Here is a 20,397-nt window from a genome sequence, read left to right on the forward strand (position 1 = left end):
TTAACTACTAATAAAGAAAATAATTAAATCTATAAAAAACACCCTGCCAGTGAAATACCAACAGGGTGTTCAATTTTATATAAGGCGAAGATTACGCGCTGCGCAGCGTATCCATCAGCGCCATTTCGTCGCTGTTCAACAGCTTCTCAATGTCGACCAGAATCAGCATGCGTTCGCCCAACGCGCCCAGTCCGGTCAGGTACTCGGTAGACATGGTGACCGCGAACTCTGGTGAAGGACGGATTTGATCGGTGGTCAGGGACAGCACGTCGGAAACGCCGTCAACCACGATACCGACCACGCGCTGCTCAAGATTCAACACGATGACGACGGTATTATCGTTATAAACCACATCCGGCTGCGCGAATTTAACACGCAGGTCGATAATAGGCACGATAACGCCGCGCAAATTGGTTACGCCTTTAATAAAGGCGGGTGTGTTGGCAATACGAGTAACCTGATCGTAACCGCGTATTTCCTGCACTTTTAAAATATCAATGCCGTATTCTTCGTCACCCAGCGTAAACACCAGAAACTCCTGGCCTACGGTTTCGCCAGCGATTTTAGTGACAGTTGCCATTCCAGTCATAGTTCTACCCTTAATCGTAATCGGTTAAAGTCAGGCTGCGGCTCCCGCCACACGCTTTTCACGGTTTAGAGACTGCAGAGCCGACACATCGACAATCAGCGCCACGCTGCCATCCCCAAGGATGGTTGCTGCCGAAATGCCCGGTACTTTGCGATAGTTGCTTTCAAGGTTTTTGACCACCACCTGGTGCTGGCCAATCAGCTGGTCCACCAGCAGCGCATAGCGTTTACCCGCACTTTGCAGGATCACAACGATACCCTGAGTGGCCTCGGTTTTCGCGCCATGGACGTCAAAGACGTTCCACAGTTCAACCAGCGGCAGGTATTCACCACGGACTTCCAACACGCGCTCGCCACCGGCCAGCGGATGGAGATCGTTAGCCAGAGGCTGCAGGGATTCCATTACCGCATTCAGCGGCAGAATAAACACTTCGTTAGCGACGCGTACGGACATGCCGTCCAGAATCGCCAGCGTCAGTGGCAGCAGGATACGAATGGTCGTGCCCTTGCCTTGCTTAGAAGCGATTTCAACGTGGCCACCCATTTCCTGGATATTACGTTTCACCACGTCCATACCCACACCACGTCCGGAGACGTCGGTAACCTGCTCGGCGGTAGAGAAGCCCGGCGCGAAAATCAACATGCCGACTTCTTCATCGCTCATCGCGTCGCTTACCGGCAGACCGGAAGAGAGCGCTTTCGCCAGGATACGCTCACGGTTCAGGCCCGCGCCGTCATCCACCACTTCAATACAGATATTGCCGCCCTGGTGCTCCGCAGAGAGCGTCAGGTTGCCGGTGCCCGATTTCCCGGCCGCCACGCGTTTTTCCGGCGATTCAATGCCGTGATCCAGACTGTTACGCACCAGGTGCGTTAACGGGTCGATAATGCGTTCAATCAGGCTCTTGTCCAGCTCGGTAGAGCTACCCAACAGCGTCAGTTCAACATCTTTGCCCAGTTTGCTGGCCAAATCGCGTACCAGACGTGGGAAGCGGCTGAAGACATATTCCATCGGCATCATACGGATAGACATCACCGACTCTTGCAGGTCGCGGGCGTTACGCTCCAGCTGGCCCATGCTGTTCAGCAGGTCGCCATGGGCAACCGGATCCAGCTCGTTAGAGCGCTGAGCCAGCATTGACTGGGTAATCACCAGCTCTCCGACCAGGTTGATCAGCTGATCGACCTTTTCAACCGCTACGCGGATGCTGGTAGATTCGCTGGCTTTGGCCGCCGCCGGTTTTTTGGCTGCTTCACGTTTGGCCGGTGCCGCTGCTTCCGCAACAGGCTGTGGAGCCGCTGCCGGCGCTGGTGCTTCTTCCACCACCACTTCCGTTACCGCCGCTACGGCCGGAGCCGGAGCCGGAGCCGACGCCGCATCCAGGAATTTGATCTGCGACTCATCAATCACAAAGCAAAGCACGGCAACGATATCATCCTGGCCGACCGACGAATCCAGCGTCACCTCTACCGAGGTTTCGCCTTTGGTCACGTCAGAAAGCGTGCCCAGATTGCCCAGTTCTTCCAGCATCAGCGGGATTTCGCCAGGCTTGAGGTTGACCAGCGCCATGCGCAAGCCAGCCGCGGCCGGAGCCGGAGCAGCAGACGCGGCCGGTGCCGCAGCCGCTGCAGGGGCGCTTTCGCCTTTGGCTTCCAGCGCTAACTGACGCAGCGCCTGACAGATATATTGGAAAGTCGCAGCGTCCGGCTCGGTCGCGGTTTTATAGGCATCCAGCTGTTCCTGCATAATATCTTTGGTTTCCAAAAACAGGTTGATGATAGGCGTGCTTAGCTGCATTTCGCCGCGACGCGCGCCGTCAAGAATGTTTTCCAGGATGTGCGTGGTTTCCTGTAATACGGTAAAACCAAAGGTGCCCGCGCCACCTTTAATGGAGTGAGCCGCACGGAAAATAGCGTTAAGCTGTTCCGCATCCGGTTCCTGCGGGTCTAACCCCAACAGGTGTTGCTCCATGTCGGCTAACAGTTCGTCAGCCTCATCGAAAAACGTCTGATAAAAATCGCTGATATCCATGCTCACGGTATCACCTCTGCTGTGAGTCGCGATCGGTCTGGGCCGCTGGCACAGGCGATGCTGGTGTTAAAGTTGGTGCTGCCTGTTTGCCTACCGGCTCAGCCTGTGAGGGTTGAGGGTCTGGTTGTTTTGTGGCGTCGCCCGGCAGGGACGGCGCTACGACTTTCTGTAATGCGGCTGGATCGCTATCGCTGATTTGCGCCGCATCACTTTCTGAGTTCTCTTTTTCAATCTGCGCTTCGGTATCATGGTTCAGTACCAGCAGGCTGATGCGACGGTTAACGGCGTCATCGCCGCCGCGATTTTTTAGCTTCATGGTGTCGGCCATGCCCACCACGCGCAGCATTTTGTCACTTGCCAGCCCGCCGATAATCAGCTCCCGCCGCGAGGCGTTGGCACGGTCGGCCGACAGTTCCCAGTTGCTGTAGCCGCGCAGGCCGTTAGCATACTGAATATCGTCCGTGTGGCCTGCCAGGCTAATCCTGTTCGGAATGTCATTCAGGATGGGCGCGATGGCTCGCAAAATGTCACGCATATAAGATTCAACCTCAGCGCTACCGGTTTTAAACATCGGGCGGTTCTGGCTGTCGATAATCTGAATGCGCAGCCCCTCTTGCACCATATTGATGATCAGGTGCGGGCGCAGCGCCTTCAGGCGTGGATCGGCTTCAATCAGCTGGTCCAGTTTCTCACGCAGGCGGTTTAAGCGGATCTCATCCAGCTTGCGTTTCTCCGCGTCCATATCAACAACCTTATGGACTTCGCCCTTCTTCTGGCTTGGGTCCATACCGCCGCCAGGGATTACGCTGGTGCTTTCACTGCTTTTGGTTCCACCCGTAATCGCTACCCGCAGCGGCGTCTTAAAGTAATCGGCAATTCCCGCTAATTCCTGAGGCTTGGCGATCGCAATCAGCCACATCACCATAAAAAAAGCCATCATCGCGGTCATAAAGTCGGCGTAGGCAATCTTCCAGGAGCCGTGACCGCCTGCATGCCCGGAATGCTTCTTCTTCTTAACCAGGATAATAGGGTGATTGTCGTTCTTCATGCATCCTGACCTTTCGCTGGCGTTTTCGCATTACGAACGTGCTCTTCCAGTTCCGAGAAAGAAGGCCGTTCGGTGGAGTAAAGCGTTTTACGGCCAAACTCAACGGCAATCTGTGGCGCATAGCCATTCAGGCTGGACAGCAACGTCACCTTGATACACTGCATCATTTTGGTGGATTCAGAGCATTTCTGACGCAGCAGACCGGCGAGCGGGGAAATAAACCCGTATGCCAGCAAAATACCCAGGAACGTCCCCACCATCGCGTGCGCAATCAGCTCGCCCAGCTCGGCTGGCGGGCGGTCTGCCGAAGCCAGCGTGTGCACCACGCCCATAACGGCCGCGACGATACCAAACGCGGGTAAAGAGTCGCCTACTGCACCGATGGCCGTGGCAGGCACGTCGCATTCGTGTTCGTAGGTTTCAATCTCTTCATCCATCAAGGCTTCAATTTCAAATGCGTTCATATTGCCGCTCACCATCAGTCGCAGATAATCGGTGATAAAGTCCACCAATCTTTTATCGGCAAGAATGCGCGGGTAATTAGCAAAAATTTCACTTTCTTGCGGACTTTCAATATCGGCTTCCAGCGAGAGCATCCCTTGCTGGCGCGATTTGGCCATCAGGCGATAAAGTAACGCCATCAGATCCATATAAACCGCTTTATTATATTTTGATCCTTTCATCAGCAGAGGCAGCGCTTTCATCGTTGCTTTAATGGCCTTGCCGTTATTTCCCGCTAAAAATGCGCCAATGCCTGCTCCGCCGATAATTAACAGCTCGGAAGGTTGATAAAGCGCGCCCAGATGTCCGCCTACCATTGCGTAGCCGCCCAACACCGACCCGAGAACCAGGATATACCCCAAAATAACTAACACAATAAATCCTTACGTCTGGCGACGTGTGGGTTGAAGATGAACCGGATTAAGTCAGGTTTTCCCAACGCGTGGGCAAAAAAAAAGCAGCGGTATTTAACCGCTGCTGGATTCACTCCACGTGGTGAACATTAAACGGCTTCTTTAACCTGTTCATCCAGCAGTTGTGAAATATTATCGGCAGGATCTGCGATAAGTTTACGTCTTTTTACCGCACGAGAAGGCGGCTGGCACAGGCTGCAGGCAAAGCTGCCAACCGGCTGGTGCGCGTGGTTAATAAAGCTACCACCGCAGCATTTACAGTCGGAAAGCTCCAGCATTCCGCTCTCAACAAACCGGACTAAGGTCCAGGCGCGGGTCAGCGCCAACAGCGGGCCTTCGTCCTGTTGCGGGCATTGCTCCAGGTAGAGACGGTAAGCTTTAATTACCGCGTCAACACCCTTGCTCAAACCGCTTTTGAGTAAAAACTGCCAGGCATTACAGAACATCGAAGAATGAATATTCTGTTCCCAGGTCATAAACCAGTCGGTAGAAAAAGGCAGCATGCCTTTTGGTGGCGGACTACCGCGCAGTTCTTTATATAACTTAATTAAGCGCCCGCGGCTAAGCTGCGTTTCGCTTTCTAACATTTGCAGGCGAGCACCCAAATTAATTAATTCAATTGCCAGCTGAATATCACGCGCTTCCTGAACAATACTTTTTTCACTCATTAGCTCGCCCTCTTCTTCGGCAGTTCGTCATTTTTAGCTGACGCGTTACGCAATAAACGGCTGGATAACAAAATACCTGTGTGGATTTGCTGCAAATCATCCACGCGAGAGTCCTGAGTTAAGCGATTAATCGTAGCGTGATCGGTAAAGCGAAACTGGCATACCAGCTGATTTGTCTCGGCCAGCTTAACCATCTCTGGCAATGTTAACTGAGCCAGCGCATCGGCCATCTGCTCGTCAAGGCCCAGACGAAACATGGCAGAGGCTTTTTCCTGATTAATAAGGCGTTGAGCAAGTAATAAATAAGACAAGTTAAGGTCGTAAATATTTTTTAGTAATTCTGATGTGCCCATTTTTATCCATCCTGACTGACTCGACTTAAACGTTGGCGGACTGCGCCGCTACCTTTGTTGCTGCTGGTAAATCTTATTTTGGCAAAAAATTAAGTGGCAAAAGCCAAACGTTCGCGAAGCTCCAGGCGGCCCTGAAAGCGGCCTGCAGAAAGTAGTCATTAACTCATTTTGCCGGTTACTGCTCCCTGGTTTCTGTCCGCTTTCCCGTCGTTTTCCCTGACTGAAAGTTGCTTTGGTTTAGGACTATTCCGAAAACAACGCAACTTTATCTGCTCTAATTTCCGGATACAACGGAGACCAACTGAAATTTTAGATAAAGTGTGATCCAGATCACACTTTTGGGGGTAATTTGACAAAAATATCCTTCAGAAACGCTGTTGATTAGTTCACTAACTAAGCAAATCCCGCTTATTTTGTTAAATTTTCCCTCTACGCGACCATTTACCGATGAAAATGGTTCCTTTTACGGCGATTGAATGGATGAATGGTGTGTTTAGGAAGGGTTCTGGATTTAAATGCTGGTTAAAGAAAAATAATTAGAGATAAATGCTGATTATACCGTGTTAACCATGTGTAAAACGTAATCACTAAAGGTAACTATCGGTAGGGGCAATGAAGTACGAAAGGTAAGGTATTGCAGGTTTGTGGCAGGAAGTGTTTAGGCAGTGTAAGCCGCGCCAGCCTTGCGTTTAGCCTGTGCTAACAGTTGTTAACAGGGGTAACATTAGCAACTCGAATGTTTACGCGAAAATTTTACCTTCAGGCAGTAGGTATCGGCACGCGCGTTGTTTTCTTTAGAAAAAAAGGAATTTTTCCGGTTTTTTTCTTTTTGCTGGCCCTTTTACGGGCTTTTTTTGAGCATTATTGGCTCGGATAATCAAAAAAAAGGGGCGGCCGATGGCCGCCCCTGATTTAACTGGCATGACTTATGCTAGGTGCGGCACAGTAGCGGCTTTATCCGCCCCGCCCTGTGCCTGGTTGCGTACCGGTAATGCCTGGAGATCTTTCAGGTAAGTTTTGCGCCAGTGCGTAATATCGTTCTTACGCAGCACGTCCATCATGTCGTTGTAGCGAGAGATACGCTCGTCCAACGGCATGGTCAGCGCCTGGTTTAGCGCGGCGGCAACCTCATCACGATCGTAAGGGTTCACGATAAGCGCAGAGGTCAGCTCGTTGGCCGCCCCGGCAAAGCGCGACAGCACCAGCACGCCCGGATCTTCCGGATTCTGCGCAGCCACGTACTCTTTCGCTACCAGATTCATCCCGTCACGCAGTGGCGTAACCAGACCGATATCGGTCAGGCGGAAGATTTTCATCAGCAGACGACGGTCGAAGTGCTGGTTAAGGTAATAAAGTGGCGTCCAGCCCAGCGTACCGTATTTACCGTTAATACGGCCTGCTTCGGTTTCCAGCTGGTGGCGAATATCCTGATAGGCCTGCACGTCGCCGCGCGACGTCGGCGCAATCTGCGAATAGCGAATTTTTCCACGATGCTCAGGGAAGTTTTCCAGCAGCGCTTCATAAGCAAGGAAACGTTCCGGCAACCCTTTCGAGTAATCCAGACGCTCACAGGCAATGATATTTTTAGCGTCGCCCAGGTCGCGTTTCATTGCGGCCATTTTCGGCGGCAGCGGCCCTTCAGCCATCTCTTTAATGCTGTCCGGCTCGATCCCTATCGGGTAAACCTCGGTAGTGAACTGATTGCCAAACGCCACGTGCGTTTTATCGGTGGTTTCCACCTTCGTCAGCAGCGCCAGCGACTCCAGGAATGCCATGCGATCGCTTTCGGTCTGGAAACCCAGCAGATCGTAATCGCACATCATTTCCAAAAGCTCATTGTGTGGCGGCAGCGCGTTAAAGATTTCCGGCGTCGGGAAAGGAATATGTAGGAAGAAGCCGATACGGTTTTTCACACCCAGTTTACGCAGCGCAGCGGCGAACGGCAGCAGGTGATAATCGTGGATCCACAGCACGTCGTCCGGCTCAATCAGCGGCAGCAGACGCTTCGCCAGCATGGTGTTGACGTGGCAATAGCCATCCCAGGCCTCACGCTGGAAATTCACCAGGTCGAGGCGGTAGTGGAAGGCTGGCCAGACTACCGCATTGGAAAATTGCAGGTAATAAAGGTCATAATCGTTTTGATTCAGTCCGAAGGAAGCGTAGGTGACGTTATCTTTTTCGAACAGATCCATCTCCTTGTCTTCTTCGCCTATCTCATTAATCTCCCCATTCCAGCCAAACCACAGGCCGCCGGTGGTTTTCAGCGCGTCCATAATGCCAACGGTCAGTCCGCCCGCGCTGGTTTTTGACCCATCCGGTACAGCAATGCGGTTAGATACGACTACTAAGCGACTCATAACCTTGACTCCTTAATGACTTATCGTCTTGCTCTAGTTTTAATAATGTTTGCTCAAGCCAGTGATACACAGCCTCGACGTCAGCCAGGCGATAGCCTGCCTGCGTGTCACCTTCACCTATCTTGATTGCGATGCCGTCCAGGGCATTGACCGCTTCAAAACCTGCCTCATCGGTCAAATCATCACCTAAAAATACCGGCGTTCTGCCGGCAAAAGGGGCTTGCTGCATAAAAGCGGCGATGGCGGCTCCCTTACTGACGCCTTTTGGCTTTAGTTCGACCACACATTTGCCCGGCTGCAGAGCCAGTTCGGGAAAGCGTTGGGTCATTTCTTCTGCCAGCGCCAGGATCGCCTGTTCATACTGCGGCGCGCGTCGATAGTGCAGCGCAAAGGCCATGCCTTTGGTTTCCAGCTGCGTGTCCGGCATTTTCGCCACGGCTTCGCTCAGCAGAGACGCCAACGAGGCGGCGACGTCATCCGGCAGGGAAAGCCGTTCAGTTTGTCCGGCAGCATCACGACGTTCCGCGCCGTGTACGCCAGCCAGTGGAAAAAGTAAGGGTGCCACCAGCGCATCCAGCTCGCGAGCCGGGCGGCCAGAGACCAGCGCCAGTGCGCCATCGCTTAATGCGGCCAGGCGGGAAAGCGCGGTTTTAGCCGCATCAGGAATGAAAACCTCTTCCGGGCGTGACTGAATAGCGGCCAGCGTGCCGTCCACATCAAAGAAAAAAGCGTAACGCCCCTGAGGCACTAAAGGGGGTACGGACTCCAGCGTATTCACAAATATTCCTCCTGATCATGTGTGCCACGGTGCTACGTCGGTCGGATTGAACGACTGACGCTGGCGGGAGCAGACTTACCGTCTGTTCTGCCCACAACGCACGAGGAAAAAATTTCTGTCAGCGGATGCGGCGGAGAGAGAAAGAGGATGCGTTAGAGAGGGTATTCGGCGCTGATTCCTTCTGCATAATCTCTGCACGCCCCGTGCAGTCTGTCTCATCTCGTTGCCACATGCGTAACAACATCAGCATTCAGTATAGTCACTGATAACGGCTCTGCCAGACGCGCTGCCGCTGTCAGGTCATTTGTTACCCGTCTAACATGGCAAATAAACGCGGCAAAAGCGCCAGGAGTAATACGAAATTGTGAAAATTTTGGAAAAAACAGGAAATATGATGTTGAAATGGTGAGGCGGAGGCGTTCCTGCCCGTCAGGCGACGGGCGACATCCATAGCGTGTTCAGATTGTAGTGGCTCCAGGTATCCGCCTCTTCCGGCCCGGCAATGCTGTCCCAACAATAGCGGTCGGCCAGGTCGATAACTTCCGGCCGCAGCATCTGATTGGCAGGCAGGGAATAGAAAACGCAAACCCTGGGCAGCAGCAGCGAACTTTCACCCGGTTCAATCACTACCGCTACGCGCCCCGAAGCCAGACGCACAATAGAGCCGACCGGATAGATGCCGACGGCTTTGACAAAGGCGTAAAAGATTTTGCGATCGAAGTGCCCTTCCCAGCTGGCCATCTGGTGCATAGCGCTGGCCGGATTCCAGCCCGTTTTATAGGGGCGATTGGAGGTAACCGCATCGTAAACGTCACAAATCGCCGCCATGCGCGCCAGCTGTGAAATATCTTTGCCTTTAAGGCCGTCCGGGTAGCCGCTGCCGTTAATTTTTTCATGATGATGCAGCGCTACGTCCAGTACCGCTTCATTTTCACCGCTGCGGCGCAGCAGATCCTCGCCCATCACCGGATGCAGCTTCATCACGTCGAATTCTTCGTTGGTGAGCTTGCCGGGCTTATTGAGAATCTCCAGCGATACGCCAGCCTTACCGACATCGTGTAGCAGCCCGGCGGTGCCCGCCACGCGGGTCTGGTCGTCATCAAGGTTAAGCTGGCGGGAAAGGGATACCATCAGGGCGCAAACCGCCACGGAATGCAGGTAGGTATAATCATCGTGCGTTTTCAGGCGCACCACACTCAGCAAGGCGGCCGGATGTCGGCTGAGGGAGCCGCCAATTTCATCCACCAGCGGCAGCGTGTTGCTGGTATCGATAGTTTTACCGAGACGCGCATCGCTGAACATGTTCATCACTTCGCCTTTGGCGTGCATACAGATAGCCTGCGCCTGCGCAATCTCTTCATGGATGCCCGATATTTTCGGCAAGGCCAGCTGTTCATGCAGCGGATCCTGATTGTCAGGGCCGCGACCTTTATCCAGGTCGATCCAGACTTCTTTAATACCGCTTTCCGCGATAATGTCGATCTGCTGCTGCGTGGTGAGCAACATATGGTTACGCACGAGAGGGTGCTTTAGCCAGAAAACTTCCAGCTTGTGCACGTACATGCCGGTGCGCAACTCGTTTATCTGAATTCTTATTATCATTCCCCCTCTCCTGCCGTTCCTGCTTTTTCCTCCATTCAGCCCAAGTATCGGCGGCAAATGGAAAACCTTCAGCCATTGTGGTCGCTAATTTTGCTTTTCACCGCAAATTTACATTGTGGCGGGCAGGCGAATGCCAGCCCGAACAGGAGAAAACCTTGCCTGGCCGGTGGGCAAACAGAAGAGATTATGCCGTGCAGAAGACGGCTTTGGCGGAATCAGTGAATGACGTTATCGTCACTGGCGGTACGGTGGGTCAGGCCTTCACCGGCGTTGACCTGTGCATGACGAAGCTCCCTGATAGCCGCCAGACAGGCCTTGCGGCTGGCTTCATCGGTTTGCCGGGCCGCCAACGCGCGGAGTTCATCAATAAGCGAGGCGAAGTTGAGCGGGCGCTGTTGATCAAGAAGCCTTAGCGTGGCCTCTCCCAACATAAGATCCCGTAATTTTTCAGAATGGCGATGGTCCATGGAAACTTCTCTGGCTTGGTTGCCGCGTGGATCGCTTTTCCGCGTGGGCCAGGACAGGATGCCTTAGCCAACGCGGAAAGAAAAAGCAGGTCGAACGAACGGTGGGCATAACGGAACGTGCGCGTTCAGCCTTCGCGACCGAACAGCATAGCAATCAGCTCATGATGATGTTTTTCGAGATCGGGCTCGCTAACGTCGGCCAGGCGGCTCAGCAGCTTTGCACAGATTGACTGGCGATTAACCGTCATGCCGGACTTTAAAATCTCCATCACTACCTCACCCAGCGTTTCCTGATGAGAAGGCACAACAGCGTCATGCGCACCGAAATACAGGCTCATGTCCGCGGTTTGTGTGTTGAAATTATCCTGACGCATAATGGATCCTCTTAAGCAGGTGAAAGAATGCCCGAAGGGGTAACGCTTCTACCCTGTACAGCTTTTAAATTGATGTACAGTATCTTAAAAGCCTGTGCCGGATTTTTTTTGCAAAAAGTGCTTTTTTGAGACATAAATGGCGTTGTCTGTTCACATTTCAGCTAATAAATAACGACTAATTCCCAAAAGATTTAGCCATTTACCCTTAAAACCACGTTTTTCAGGAATAAACTGAAACTTGTACAACCGCGAGCGCGAAGGGGGAGAACGGCCGTCCTCCCCGCGATGGAACTTATTTTTTCGGTACGTTTACCGCAGATTTACCGGCGGTTTCGTTTTCAATCGGACCTGAGGCCCCAAGATCGGTACCGGTAACCGGGTTGACCGTGGTGTCAGAGGCGGTACGCAATGCCAGGTTATCCAGTTCGGTTTTTTGGTCGGATGGCAACGTAATGCTGGCATAGCCGTCACCTCCGTCCACCGCAGGCATAGGATCGGCGACATAAGTGAAGTTTTCATCCGAGTTCCAGCTTCCGCGAACCTCGCCACCCTCTGACATGTTGTAATAAACGTTCGAATACTGTTCGATAGGTGGCAGCTTACCGACCGGGAAGTTATTTCGGATGGAATATAGCGCTTTCTCAAAAGAGATCTGATGCGCCACTTCTCGGGTCATTAAAAAGCCCAGCGCATCTTTTACGCCCGGATCGTCCGTCACGTTAATCAGACGCTCATAGAGGATTTTAGCGCGTGCTTCGGCGGCGATGTTGGACCGCAAATCGGCAGTAGGTTCACCAATGGTGTCGATATAAGCCGCTGTCCATGGCACGCCGCCAGAGTTGGTCAGCGCCGGGCCACCACCGTAAAGAATAGAGGTCAGATGGCTATCGTTACCGTTGCCGGTAATGGAGCGGTACAGCTCGCCCTCTTCTTCTGTTCCTTCAGCCAGCTTGCCTTTGGCACCTTTGTTCAGCATGCCGACCAGCGAACCAATGATTTCCAGATGGCTCAGCTCTTCGGTGGCAATGTCCATCAGCATGTCGCGACGGCCTTCATCTTCATCTGCCAGGCCCTGAGTAAAGTAGCGACAGGCGGCAGCCAGTTCGCCCTGCGGCCCGCCGAACTGCTCCAGCAGCAGATTGGCCAGGCCTGGGTTTGGTCCGGCAACGCGAACGGTATACTGCAATTTTTTTACGTGTCTGAACATAGCTCACTCCAGTCAGAAAAGGCGTCCGGTGACCTGCTCTCTGGCAGATCTCCCCGCTGTTTTTAGCTGGTTTTCATACCTGAGTTATGACGGCAGAAATAGATTACGCGGACAGATCCTGCTTAAAAATATTCAACATCACTATTCAGGTGTAAAAACCTCACCTCAAGCATAGTTTATTTTTTCAGGCTGCAAGGCCGCTCACCTGAAAATGAGCGGAATAAGATTAGTCCTGGTAATTAATTACGGCCAAAGAAAAACAGAATTTATTCCTTCCCCTCTGAACGGTCTTCTTATTTTGCCCCATTAGCGTAACAATTATCATTAAGATTGTGGCACTAATAGCACCGCAATAAGCGCTCTCAGGCAGGATTTATTATTTATCAGTGGCGCCAACGGTGACCTGAATAACCCGGTTCCATATAAAATAGTCCCTGACTCACCTGCAAACGTGCTTTGTGGTCTATGCTTGCCCTCGGGTTTATAGTGAGGAGAAAGCAATGAAGTACAGAAAACTGGGCCATTCCGGCCTGATGGTTTCTGAGCTGACGCTCGGTACGTTAACCTTTAACGGTCAGGCTGGCTTTGAAAAAACCGGCAACGTGGATGCCCGTCAGGCCCGCCGTTTTATTGAAATAGCGCTGGAACGGGGTGTCAACACCGTGGACACAGCCGATCTCTATTCCAAAGGCGGAGCAGAAGAAACGTTGGGCGAGGCGCTGGGCGGCAACCGTCAGCGCGTTATTCTGGCCACGAAGGCCCGCAGCCCGATGAGCGACGATCCTAACGACAGCGGCGCCACGCGCTTTCACCTGATTAAATCCTGCGAGAACAGCTTAAAGCGCCTGAAAACGGATCATATCGATCTCTACCAAATCCATAACTGGGATGGCGTTACGCCGGTAGAAGAGACCCTGCGCGCGCTCGAGGATTTGGTCAAAAGCGGCAAAATCCGCTACTTCGGTACCTCCAACTATACCGGCTGGCAAATGATGAAAACGCTGGGCTGCGCTGAGGTAAATCAGTTGCTGAAACCGGTAAGCCAGCAAATTTACTACACGCCAGAGTCGCGCGAGGCGGAATTCGAGCTGCTGCCGATGGCGCTGGATCAGAATATCGGTACGCTGATCTGGGGACCGATGGGTGAAGGGCTGCTGACCGGCACCGTGCAGCGCAATGTGAAAACGCCGCCCACTTCCCGTCAGGGTAACGGCTGGCCGGAACCCTACGTACATGATATGGAGCACGCTTATCATGTCATCGACGTGCTTACTGAAGTAGGCGAAGAGCATAATGTTTCTACCGCGCGGGTCTGTCTGGCCTGGCTGCTGACGCGTCCCGGCATCACGTCGCTGATTGTTGGTAACCGTACCGAGCAGCATTTGCAGGACAACCTGGCCGCCACGGAACTGACGCTGAGCGAGGCACAGATCAAAAGGATTGAGCAGGCAACGCGACCCGCGCCGCGCTATCCGTACTGGCACCGTTTTACCAGCGGTATGGACAGGCTGGATCCAGCAGAAAAAGTTTTTCTGGATGACTATCAGCAAACGCTGGAAGCACGCACAGATCTCGCCCGTAAATAGATTTTTTTCTGCGCAACGGACCCGTCTGGCGGGTTCGTTTTAACGTAGAGGGTCCCCCCTGTTATATCATGGCCACCCTTTTGTCGTGGCTCCTTTCTCCCATTATTCCCTTCATAAAAACCCTGACGTTATTTCCTGTCATTGCCGCTGCTATTATGCGCAATGACATAACTGGATACGAATTATATTAAAAAACAGGGAAAATTTTGCAGCTTGCGTTATTTGCTATTGCTGATATTTCATTATAAACAGGCGAAGTGGCGAATAAACACCTTGTTCAGGCAGGGATAAAGCGCAGAACAGAATATCAGGGAAAAGATGGGTAGTTAACAGCCCTGTTCGATGGCAAAGGTATTGTGGTTGATCTTTGGCGCGGCTACTCGCCCTGTAGCGAGCCTTTTTTAACAGACAGCACGGTTAAAGCGTTCGATACTGCCTGCCACCCTGCTCACTACCATGAAAACGACGCGTCCTGCTCTGCTTGCAGCGCACTGGACGCGCAGAAAGCGCCCAGGCCCCCGATATTCCTGCGCCTCTCACGGGGCCAGATAGCTTGCACAATTTTCCAGCATATACCCGCGGGCCAGGTAGCCCGTACGGTTTTCCAGCATATGCCAAATAGCCCGGTAGCCCGTAGGCTTTACAATTTTCAGCCCCCGCAGCAAACCGGGAAAATCACTTACCAGGCAGGAGAGCGCGTGTACTTCCTGCCGCTAGAGCGAACGCCGGGACGTCAGTGCCAGTGACCAGAGGCTGCGCTGGCAGCGAGGGCACGCCAGCTGCTGCTTTGCCTGCAGTCGCTGCGTCTGTCCGCAATGGTTACAGGCGTAAAGACCGTCGGCAGGCACGCAGGTATAATCCTTGCGATGTTCAGGTGGCAACACGGAAAGGCCGGGCCGCACCTCTTCCCGATCGTAGTAATAGGCGCTGATATCGCCGTCCAGTTCAATCAGCGCCAGTCGGATCTGGCCTAAATGTTCGACGCCCTCCTGCCGCAGCTCCATAAAAAACTCATCTTCAGAAATGTTTAACCCGTCCAGGCTGTCCAGCTTATACAGGCCGTCCTGAATAAGCGTGATCACTTCGCCTTCAACCCATTTAGCGATACGGGAACTCCGCGCAGTCAGGAAAGTGGTTAGCCGATAAAGTCCCAGCAGCACCACAAAGACCATCGCAACCGGCAGTACCGGCACATCATCATAAAAAGTCACGTCCCCGGAAGCGGAGCCTAACGTCAGCACAATCACCAGTTCAAACAGCGACAGCTGGCGGATGCCGCGCCTGCCGGAAATTTTTAAAAAAAGGAAAACGACAACGTAAGCGAACAGAACCCGAACCGCAACTTCGCCTAAAAAAGTGATGGAAAGGTCGTTCAGGAAAAAACGGTGCCAGTCAAAAGAAAACATCATCGCGTATGATTATCCCAGAGAAAAATGATAAGAGGTCGATGAAAAACGGGATATTTTATGACATTTTCCGGGGCAGAATGCCAACACTAAGATGCGTAAAACCAGGCTTTCAACCTTGCGTAGGCGCCCGGTTTTGGCCGGTAAGAAAAAAGAAACGAACGGTTTTTCGCCTTTTACAGAGGCAACGCTTATTCTACCGTCGCGCCAGCGGTGGCATTTTCCGCGAGCGTATTGCGCTGAATATCGGATAAAACTAATACATTACAATAATTTATATAAAAAACTCGATCAATCTCTTGCCTGGCGCGCACATTCAACGATACTGTATGCATATACAGTTAAACTGGAATAACTCTTATGCAGCCCATTTCCCCTGCTGAAATAATGGAAGATCTTTTTTTACCGCTATTTATTGAGCGCGTTCCCTGCGGCTTTCCCAGCCCGGCCCAGGATTACATTGAAGACCGGCTGGATCTGAATAAGCTGGTGCTGCGCCACCCCAGCGCAACCTATTTTATTAAAGTCAGCGGCGACTCAATGATTGAGGCCGGCATCGGCCATGAGGATTTGCTGGTGGTGGATCGTTCGCTGACGGCCACGCATGGCGATATCGTGGTCGCTGCGGTAGCCGGTGAATTTACCGTCAAGGAGCTGCGCACCCGTCCTTTTTTGCAGCTGATGCCGCGTAATCGTCACTACTCTCCCATTGAGTTTCATAATATGGAAGAGTTAGAAATCTTCGGCGTCGTCACTTTTATTCTGAAATCTACTAAAAACAGGCACCAGAATCTGCTGTAAACAGGACACGCGTCCGGTCAGGGAAACCTTTGCCGGCCGGGACTCATTTTATTTACGCCAGTACAGTAATCGCCGCATGCTGGCTTGATTCAGGCTACGACTATGTTTGCGCTTGTTGATGTAAACAACTTCTATACTTCCTGCGAGACGGTCTTTCGGCCGGATCTGAAGGGAAAACCCGTCGTCGTCGTTTCTAACAATGACGGCTGTATCATTTCCCGCTCCGCAGAAGCCAGGCTACTTAATATAAAAATGGGCGAACCGTACTTCAAAATCAAAAATGACTTAAAACGTCTGCAGGTACAGGTTTTCAGCTCTAACTATGCGCTCTATGCCGATCTCAGCCATCGCGTTATGGCCATCCTTGAAGAGCAGGCCCCCTTTATTGAACGCTATTCTATTGACGAAGCCTTCATGGATTTAACCGGCGTCAACCATTGCCTGGCGCTGGAGGATTTTGGCCGCCAGCTTCGCCGTACCGTTTTGCAGTTCACCGGCCTGACGGTGGGCGTCGGCATCGCGCCGACCAAAACCCTGGCCAAGCTCGCTAACTATGCGGCGAAGAAGTGGAGCAAGACCGGCGGCGTCGTGGATCTCTCGGATCCGGCGCGCCAGCGCAGGCTGCTGCCGCTGGTGCCGGTTGAAGAAGTCTGGGGCGTTGGCCGTCGGGTTAGCAAGCGCTTGCAGCTGATGGGCATTAAAAACGCGCTGGATTTAGCCGACAGCACCGTCCCTACCCTGCGCAAGCATTTCAGCGTGGTGATGGAGAGAACAGTCCGCGAGTTACGTGGCGAATCCTGCCTGGCGTTAGAAGAAATAGCCCCCGTTAAACAGCAGATTGTTTGTAGTCGCTCTTTTGGACACCGGGTGACCGACTACCACGATATGCATCAGGCTATTTGCGCCTGGGCAGAGCGCGCGGCGGAAAAGCTGCGTGGCGAGAAACAGTACTGCCGTTTTATCAGCGTTTTTATCCGTACCAGCCCGCACGATGACCCTGGCACCGGCTACAGTAACCAGGTGTCCGGCAGGCTGCTCCTGCCCTCAAACGATACGCGCGATATTATTCGGGTAGCGATCGAAGCGCTCGATCGGATCTGGCGTGAAGGAGAACGTTATATAAAAGCGGGCGTGATGCTAAGCGATTTTTACAGCGAAGGCGTGGCGCAGCTGGATCTGTTTGCCGAAGCGCAGCCAAAGGCCAACAGCGCAGCATTAATGACCGCGATGGATACGCTGAACCAATCCGGCAAGGGCAAAGTCTGGTTTGCCGGTCAGGGCACGGAAAAAAGCTGGTCAATGAAGCGGGAAATGCTTTCCCCTGCCTGGACTACACGCTACAGCGATTTGCCGACGGCGAAATAAAACCAGTCCTGGCAAGCCATGCCGACAGCACAACCGTTCTTAGCAAAAAATTGCCCGGCACTACCAGCAAAGCCGATCGTCCCAACGCGCGTTGCAGGTGCCCGCGGTTTGCAGGCATCCCCTTCCCACGCCATACGTTATCTGCATTGATGGAAGTGTACAAAACGGTGACGTGCCGGGCAGGAGAGGCAATCCCCCTCCGACCCGACAATAGCCGTGCAGGCTAAGATGACGTCACTTACAGCAGCTTTTGTTCCGCCAGATCCAGCGCAAAATAGCTGAAGATCAGGTCGGCACCGGCGCGCTTGATCGCGCCCAGGCTTTCCAGCACCACGTCACGCTCGTTGATGGCGCCGGCCTGCGCGGCAAACTTCAGCATCGCGTACTCTCCGCTGACCTGATAGGCCGCCAGCGGCAGCTCGGTACGCTCGCGCACGTCGCGAATAATATCCAGATAGGCACCCGCCGGTTTCACCATCAGCGCATCCGCACCTTCGGCCTGGTCGATTAACGACTCACGGATCGCCTCGCGGCGATTCATCGGGTTCATCTGGTAAGTTTTGCGGTCGCCCTTTAGCGAGGTCCCTGCCGCTTCACGGAACGGGCCATAGAAAGAAGAAGCAAACTTGGTGGAGTAAGACATGATGGCCGTGTCGGTAAAGCCTGCTTCATCCAGCGCATGGCGAATAGCCGCGACCTGTCCATCCATAGCGGCCGATGGCGCGATAAAATCGGCGCCCGCACGTGCGGCGGCAACGGCTTGTTTGCCAAGGTTGATCAGCGTGGCGTCGTTATCCACGCCGCGATCGTGCAGCACGCCGCAGTGCCCGTGCGAGGTATATTCGCAAAAGCAGGTATCTGACATGACGATCATTTCCGGGACGGTTTCTTTACAGATACGAGACATGCGCGAAACCAGCCCGTTTTCCTGCCAGGTATCGCTGCCGTCGGCATCCGTATGATGAGAGATGCCGAAGGTCATCACCGAACGGATGCCCGCTTTCGCGATACGCTCGATCTCATAGGCCAGACGTTTTTCCGGAATACGCATGACGCCAGGCATAGCCTGAATCGCTTTATAGTCGTCCAGACCCTCCTCAACAAAAATCGGCAGCGCCAGATCGTTAATGCTGAGCGATGTTTCCTGGAACAGCGTGCGGAGGGAAGGAGTCTGACGCAGGCGTCGTGGACGAAGGTTTGGGGATAGAATCGACAAAACAACCTCGGTTTAGCAGATAGTCAGCGGCAGAGAGGTGCCGCCTGGGATAAAAAGTCAGTCCGTTAACAGTATACCCACGGGCGCTTTCTGACAATGTCTGTCGCTTTTGCTCACTGACGAACGGCACAGAATGCCTGGGTTATTACCCGCTGCGCTGTTTCTCCTTCTTTTTGCGCATCATTGTGCTTTTTTTTACCAAAAATATGCTTTTTCAATGAGATATCCCCACCGATTCTTTATCAGCGTCCATAATTATCCCCTGAAGACTACGGAGGCGTATTGATGGATTTTCTTGGCTGGACAGCCGCAACGGGCGGACTTTTATTACTGATGTCGCTGGCATCGGGCTGGATCAATCGCGGTCCGGTCACCACTTTTTCTATTTATCTGATAGCCGGCGTGATTTGTGGCCCCTGGGTGCTGGATCTGCTGCACGTTGATATTGCCGCGCATGCCGAACTGACGGCTCACCTTACCGAAATCGCGATGGCGGCCTCGCTATTTATTACCGGCCTGAAGCTCAGACTGCCGTTGCGGCATCAGGGCTGGCGGCTGGGCATGCGGCTCGCTTTTCCCGGCATGCTGCTGACCGTGCTGGGTATGTCGCTGGCGGCACACTATCTGGTCGGGCTCTCCTGGCCGTTCGCCATCGCCTTTAGCGCCATCGTTGCGCCGACCGACCCCGTGCTGGCCAGCCTGATCTCCGTCAACGATGCCCGTGACGACGATAACCTGCGCGTTTCGCTCTCCAGCGAGGCCGGGATGAATGACGGCACGGCCCTGCCGCTGTTGATGCTGGCGGTGACGCTGCTGACCACGCAGCAAGAAATGACGCTGGATCTTTTTAGCCACTGGATGCTGAAAGACGTCCTTTGGGCCATTATCGGCGGGCTGGGTATCGGCTTTCTCTTTGGCCGCGTAGTGGGTAAATACGTTACGCACTTACGCTATGCGCATAAAGATGTTGCCCCGAACGATTTTCTGGCGCTGGCGCTTATCGCGCTGAGCTACGCGGCGGCTCAGGCGCTTGACGCTTCAGGTTTCCTTGCCGCTTTTGCCGCCGGTGTCGGCCTGCGTCGGGCGGAAGTCAGCGTTATTCGCCGTCAGCCCGCCGATGCCTTTGACGATAGCGATCATCGTCCGCCAGCGGAAGTACTGGTGAATCCGCACATTCGTCATGAATCCCTTGAACCGGATCCGGCGCGCTCGGTAGGCCTGGTGGTCGGCGATGCGCTGTCGTTCGGTGATACCGTCGAAAGGCTGTTCGCGGCCGGCATCATTATCGTGCTGGGCGTCACGCTGGCACAGCACTGGGATCCGGCCGGGCTGCTGATGGCGCTGGTGCTGTTTGTGTTTATCCGCCCGACGGCAGTCTGGCTGGGTACGGCGGGCATCAAAGCGCCCTGGCAGCAGAAGATGATTATTGGCTGGTTGGGGATACGGGGTATCGGCAGTATTAACTACATTGCCTGGGCCTATACGCATGGCGTGGCGGGGGAAGAGATGACCCGTATGGCGAATATCGCCTTTACGTTAATTGTGGCCAGCGTCATCGTACACGGGATTTCCGTCACGCCGCTGCTCAACTGGCGGCAGGCCAAAATAGCCGCCGCCAGAGAGCAGGACGAATAA

Annotated in this window: 18 protein-coding genes; 4 read left to right on the forward strand and 14 right to left on the reverse strand. The window is 53.4% G+C overall.

Annotated features, from left to right (window positions below; translation table 11 throughout):
• Positions 1 to 91 precede the first annotated feature (91 nt).
• From cheW to RTK32_RS02085, 12 genes are all read right to left on the reverse strand, one after another.
• Positions 92 to 589: a chemotaxis protein CheW gene (cheW, locus tag RTK32_RS02030; protein ID WP_312041863.1), complete on the reverse strand. Its 498-nt coding sequence runs from the start codon at positions 587 to 589 to the stop codon at positions 92 to 94.
• Positions 590 to 619: 30 nt separating this feature from the next.
• On the reverse strand, positions 620 to 2,620 hold the full coding sequence (gene cheA / locus RTK32_RS02035; RefSeq protein ID WP_312041883.1) for a chemotaxis protein CheA: 2,001 nt from the start codon (positions 2,618 to 2,620) through the stop codon (positions 620 to 622).
• 10 nt (positions 2,621 to 2,630) lie between these two features.
• Positions 2,631 to 3,668 (reverse strand): flagellar motor protein MotB, encoded by a 1,038-nt coding sequence (motB, locus tag RTK32_RS02040; protein WP_312041864.1) that lies wholly within the window; start codon positions 3,666 to 3,668, stop codon positions 2,631 to 2,633.
• On the reverse strand, positions 3,665 to 4,543 hold the full coding sequence (gene motA / locus RTK32_RS02045) for a flagellar motor stator protein MotA (protein WP_312041865.1): 879 nt from the start codon (positions 4,541 to 4,543) through the stop codon (positions 3,665 to 3,667). The genes motB and motA overlap by 4 nt, the downstream gene beginning before the upstream one ends.
• 128 nt (positions 4,544 to 4,671) lie before the next feature.
• A complete protein-coding gene (gene flhC / locus RTK32_RS02050; protein ID WP_312041866.1) occupies positions 4,672 to 5,250 on the reverse strand; it encodes a flagellar transcriptional regulator FlhC in 579 nt (192 codons plus the stop codon).
• Positions 5,250 to 5,603, reverse strand: a complete 354-nt coding sequence (flhD, locus tag RTK32_RS02055; protein ID WP_312041867.1) for a flagellar transcriptional regulator FlhD — start codon at positions 5,601 to 5,603, stop codon at positions 5,250 to 5,252. Before flhD ends, flhC begins: the two co-directional genes overlap by 1 nt.
• Positions 5,604 to 6,529: 926 nt before the next feature.
• Positions 6,530 to 7,960, reverse strand: coding sequence for an alpha,alpha-trehalose-phosphate synthase (gene otsA, locus RTK32_RS02060; RefSeq protein WP_312041868.1), 1,431 nt, complete (start codon positions 7,958 to 7,960; stop codon positions 6,530 to 6,532).
• Entirely contained in the window at positions 7,935 to 8,738 is an 804-nt protein-coding gene (otsB, locus tag RTK32_RS02065) for a trehalose-phosphatase (protein ID WP_312041869.1), read from the reverse strand. Before otsB ends, otsA begins: the two co-directional genes overlap by 26 nt.
• 429 nt (positions 8,739 to 9,167) lie before the next feature.
• Positions 9,168 to 10,340 carry an HD-GYP domain-containing protein gene (locus RTK32_RS02070; RefSeq protein ID WP_312041870.1) on the reverse strand — a complete coding sequence of 391 codons (1,173 nt, stop codon included), beginning with the start codon at positions 10,338 to 10,340 and terminating at the stop codon, positions 9,168 to 9,170.
• A 215-nt stretch (positions 10,341 to 10,555) separates the two neighbouring features.
• Positions 10,556 to 10,807 carry a hypothetical protein gene (locus tag RTK32_RS02075; RefSeq protein ID WP_312041871.1) on the reverse strand — a complete coding sequence of 84 codons (252 nt, stop codon included), beginning with the start codon at positions 10,805 to 10,807 and terminating at the stop codon, positions 10,556 to 10,558.
• Between the two features lie 125 nt (positions 10,808 to 10,932).
• Entirely contained in the window at positions 10,933 to 11,181 is a 249-nt protein-coding gene (gene ycgZ / locus RTK32_RS02080) for a regulatory protein YcgZ (RefSeq protein ID WP_312041872.1), read from the reverse strand.
• A 292-nt stretch (positions 11,182 to 11,473) separates the two neighbouring features.
• Positions 11,474 to 12,388 carry a manganese catalase family protein gene (locus RTK32_RS02085; RefSeq protein WP_312041873.1) on the reverse strand — a complete coding sequence of 305 codons (915 nt, stop codon included), beginning with the start codon at positions 12,386 to 12,388 and terminating at the stop codon, positions 11,474 to 11,476.
• A 500-nt stretch (positions 12,389 to 12,888) separates the two neighbouring features.
• Between RTK32_RS02085 and RTK32_RS02090 the strand changes: the two genes are divergently transcribed.
• Complete coding sequence (locus RTK32_RS02090; RefSeq protein WP_312041874.1) at positions 12,889 to 13,974, forward strand: aldo/keto reductase; 1,086 nt, start codon at positions 12,889 to 12,891, stop codon at positions 13,972 to 13,974.
• A 713-nt stretch (positions 13,975 to 14,687) separates the two neighbouring features.
• On the opposite strand, the gene RTK32_RS02095 is transcribed toward RTK32_RS02090, so the two are convergent.
• Positions 14,688 to 15,380: a YetF domain-containing protein gene (locus tag RTK32_RS02095; protein ID WP_312041884.1), complete on the reverse strand. Its 693-nt coding sequence runs from the start codon at positions 15,378 to 15,380 to the stop codon at positions 14,688 to 14,690.
• A 360-nt stretch (positions 15,381 to 15,740) separates the two neighbouring features.
• Between RTK32_RS02095 and umuD the strand changes: the two genes are divergently transcribed.
• Both umuD and umuC read left to right on the forward strand, forming a co-directional pair.
• On the forward strand, positions 15,741 to 16,181 hold the full coding sequence (umuD, locus tag RTK32_RS02100; RefSeq protein ID WP_312041875.1) for a translesion error-prone DNA polymerase V autoproteolytic subunit: 441 nt from the start codon (positions 15,741 to 15,743) through the stop codon (positions 16,179 to 16,181).
• Between the two features lie 102 nt (positions 16,182 to 16,283).
• The gene (gene umuC / locus RTK32_RS02105; protein ID WP_312041876.1) at positions 16,284 to 17,546 is read left to right on the forward strand and encodes a translesion error-prone DNA polymerase V subunit UmuC; all 1,263 of its coding nucleotides are present in this window, start codon (positions 16,284 to 16,286) and stop codon (positions 17,544 to 17,546) included.
• A 238-nt stretch (positions 17,547 to 17,784) separates the two neighbouring features.
• Here the strand turns inward: umuC and hemB are convergent, their stop codons facing one another.
• Positions 17,785 to 18,762, reverse strand: coding sequence for a porphobilinogen synthase (gene hemB, locus RTK32_RS02110; protein ID WP_312041877.1), 978 nt, complete (start codon positions 18,760 to 18,762; stop codon positions 17,785 to 17,787).
• A gap of 285 nt (positions 18,763 to 19,047) precedes the next feature.
• Here hemB and RTK32_RS02115 point away from each other — a divergent pair, with 285 nt between their 5' ends.
• Complete coding sequence (locus RTK32_RS02115; RefSeq protein WP_312041885.1) at positions 19,048 to 20,397, forward strand: cation:proton antiporter; 1,350 nt, start codon at positions 19,048 to 19,050, stop codon at positions 20,395 to 20,397.

It is taken from the genome of Erwinia sp. (assembly GCF_031978025.1).
Lineage (GTDB): Bacteria > Pseudomonadota > Gammaproteobacteria > Enterobacterales > Enterobacteriaceae > Erwinia.

What these genes read in the sequence shown, in the direction of transcription:
- cheA (WP_312041883.1), bottom strand. Translation starts at nt 2,620, where the DNA reads ATGGATATCAGCGATTTTTATCAGACGTTTTTCGATGAGGCTGACGAA.
- RTK32_RS02070 (WP_312041870.1), bottom strand. Translation starts at nt 10,340, where the DNA reads ATGATAATAAGAATTCAGATAAACGAGTTGCGCACCGGCATGTACGTG.
- umuC (WP_312041876.1), top strand. Translation starts at nt 16,284, where the DNA reads ATGTTTGCGCTTGTTGATGTAAACAACTTCTATACTTCCTGCGAGACG.
- RTK32_RS02085 (WP_312041873.1), bottom strand. Translation starts at nt 12,388, where the DNA reads ATGTTCAGACACGTAAAAAAATTGCAGTATACCGTTCGCGTTGCCGGA.
- flhD (WP_312041867.1), bottom strand. Translation starts at nt 5,603, where the DNA reads ATGGGCACATCAGAATTACTAAAAAATATTTACGACCTTAACTTGTCT.
- RTK32_RS02115 (WP_312041885.1), top strand. Translation starts at nt 19,048, where the DNA reads ATGGATTTTCTTGGCTGGACAGCCGCAACGGGCGGACTTTTATTACTG.
- RTK32_RS02095 (WP_312041884.1), bottom strand. Translation starts at nt 15,380, where the DNA reads ATGTTTTCTTTTGACTGGCACCGTTTTTTCCTGAACGACCTTTCCATC.
- cheW (WP_312041863.1), bottom strand. Translation starts at nt 589, where the DNA reads ATGACTGGAATGGCAACTGTCACTAAAATCGCTGGCGAAACCGTAGGC.
- umuD (WP_312041875.1), top strand. Translation starts at nt 15,741, where the DNA reads ATGCAGCCCATTTCCCCTGCTGAAATAATGGAAGATCTTTTTTTACCG.
- ycgZ (WP_312041872.1), bottom strand. Translation starts at nt 11,181, where the DNA reads ATGCGTCAGGATAATTTCAACACACAAACCGCGGACATGAGCCTGTAT.
- RTK32_RS02090 (WP_312041874.1), top strand. Translation starts at nt 12,889, where the DNA reads ATGAAGTACAGAAAACTGGGCCATTCCGGCCTGATGGTTTCTGAGCTG.
- otsA (WP_312041868.1), bottom strand. Translation starts at nt 7,960, where the DNA reads ATGAGTCGCTTAGTAGTCGTATCTAACCGCATTGCTGTACCGGATGGG.
- motB (WP_312041864.1), bottom strand. Translation starts at nt 3,668, where the DNA reads ATGAAGAACGACAATCACCCTATTATCCTGGTTAAGAAGAAGAAGCAT.
- RTK32_RS02075 (WP_312041871.1), bottom strand. Translation starts at nt 10,807, where the DNA reads ATGGACCATCGCCATTCTGAAAAATTACGGGATCTTATGTTGGGAGAG.
- flhC (WP_312041866.1), bottom strand. Translation starts at nt 5,250, where the DNA reads ATGAGTGAAAAAAGTATTGTTCAGGAAGCGCGTGATATTCAGCTGGCA.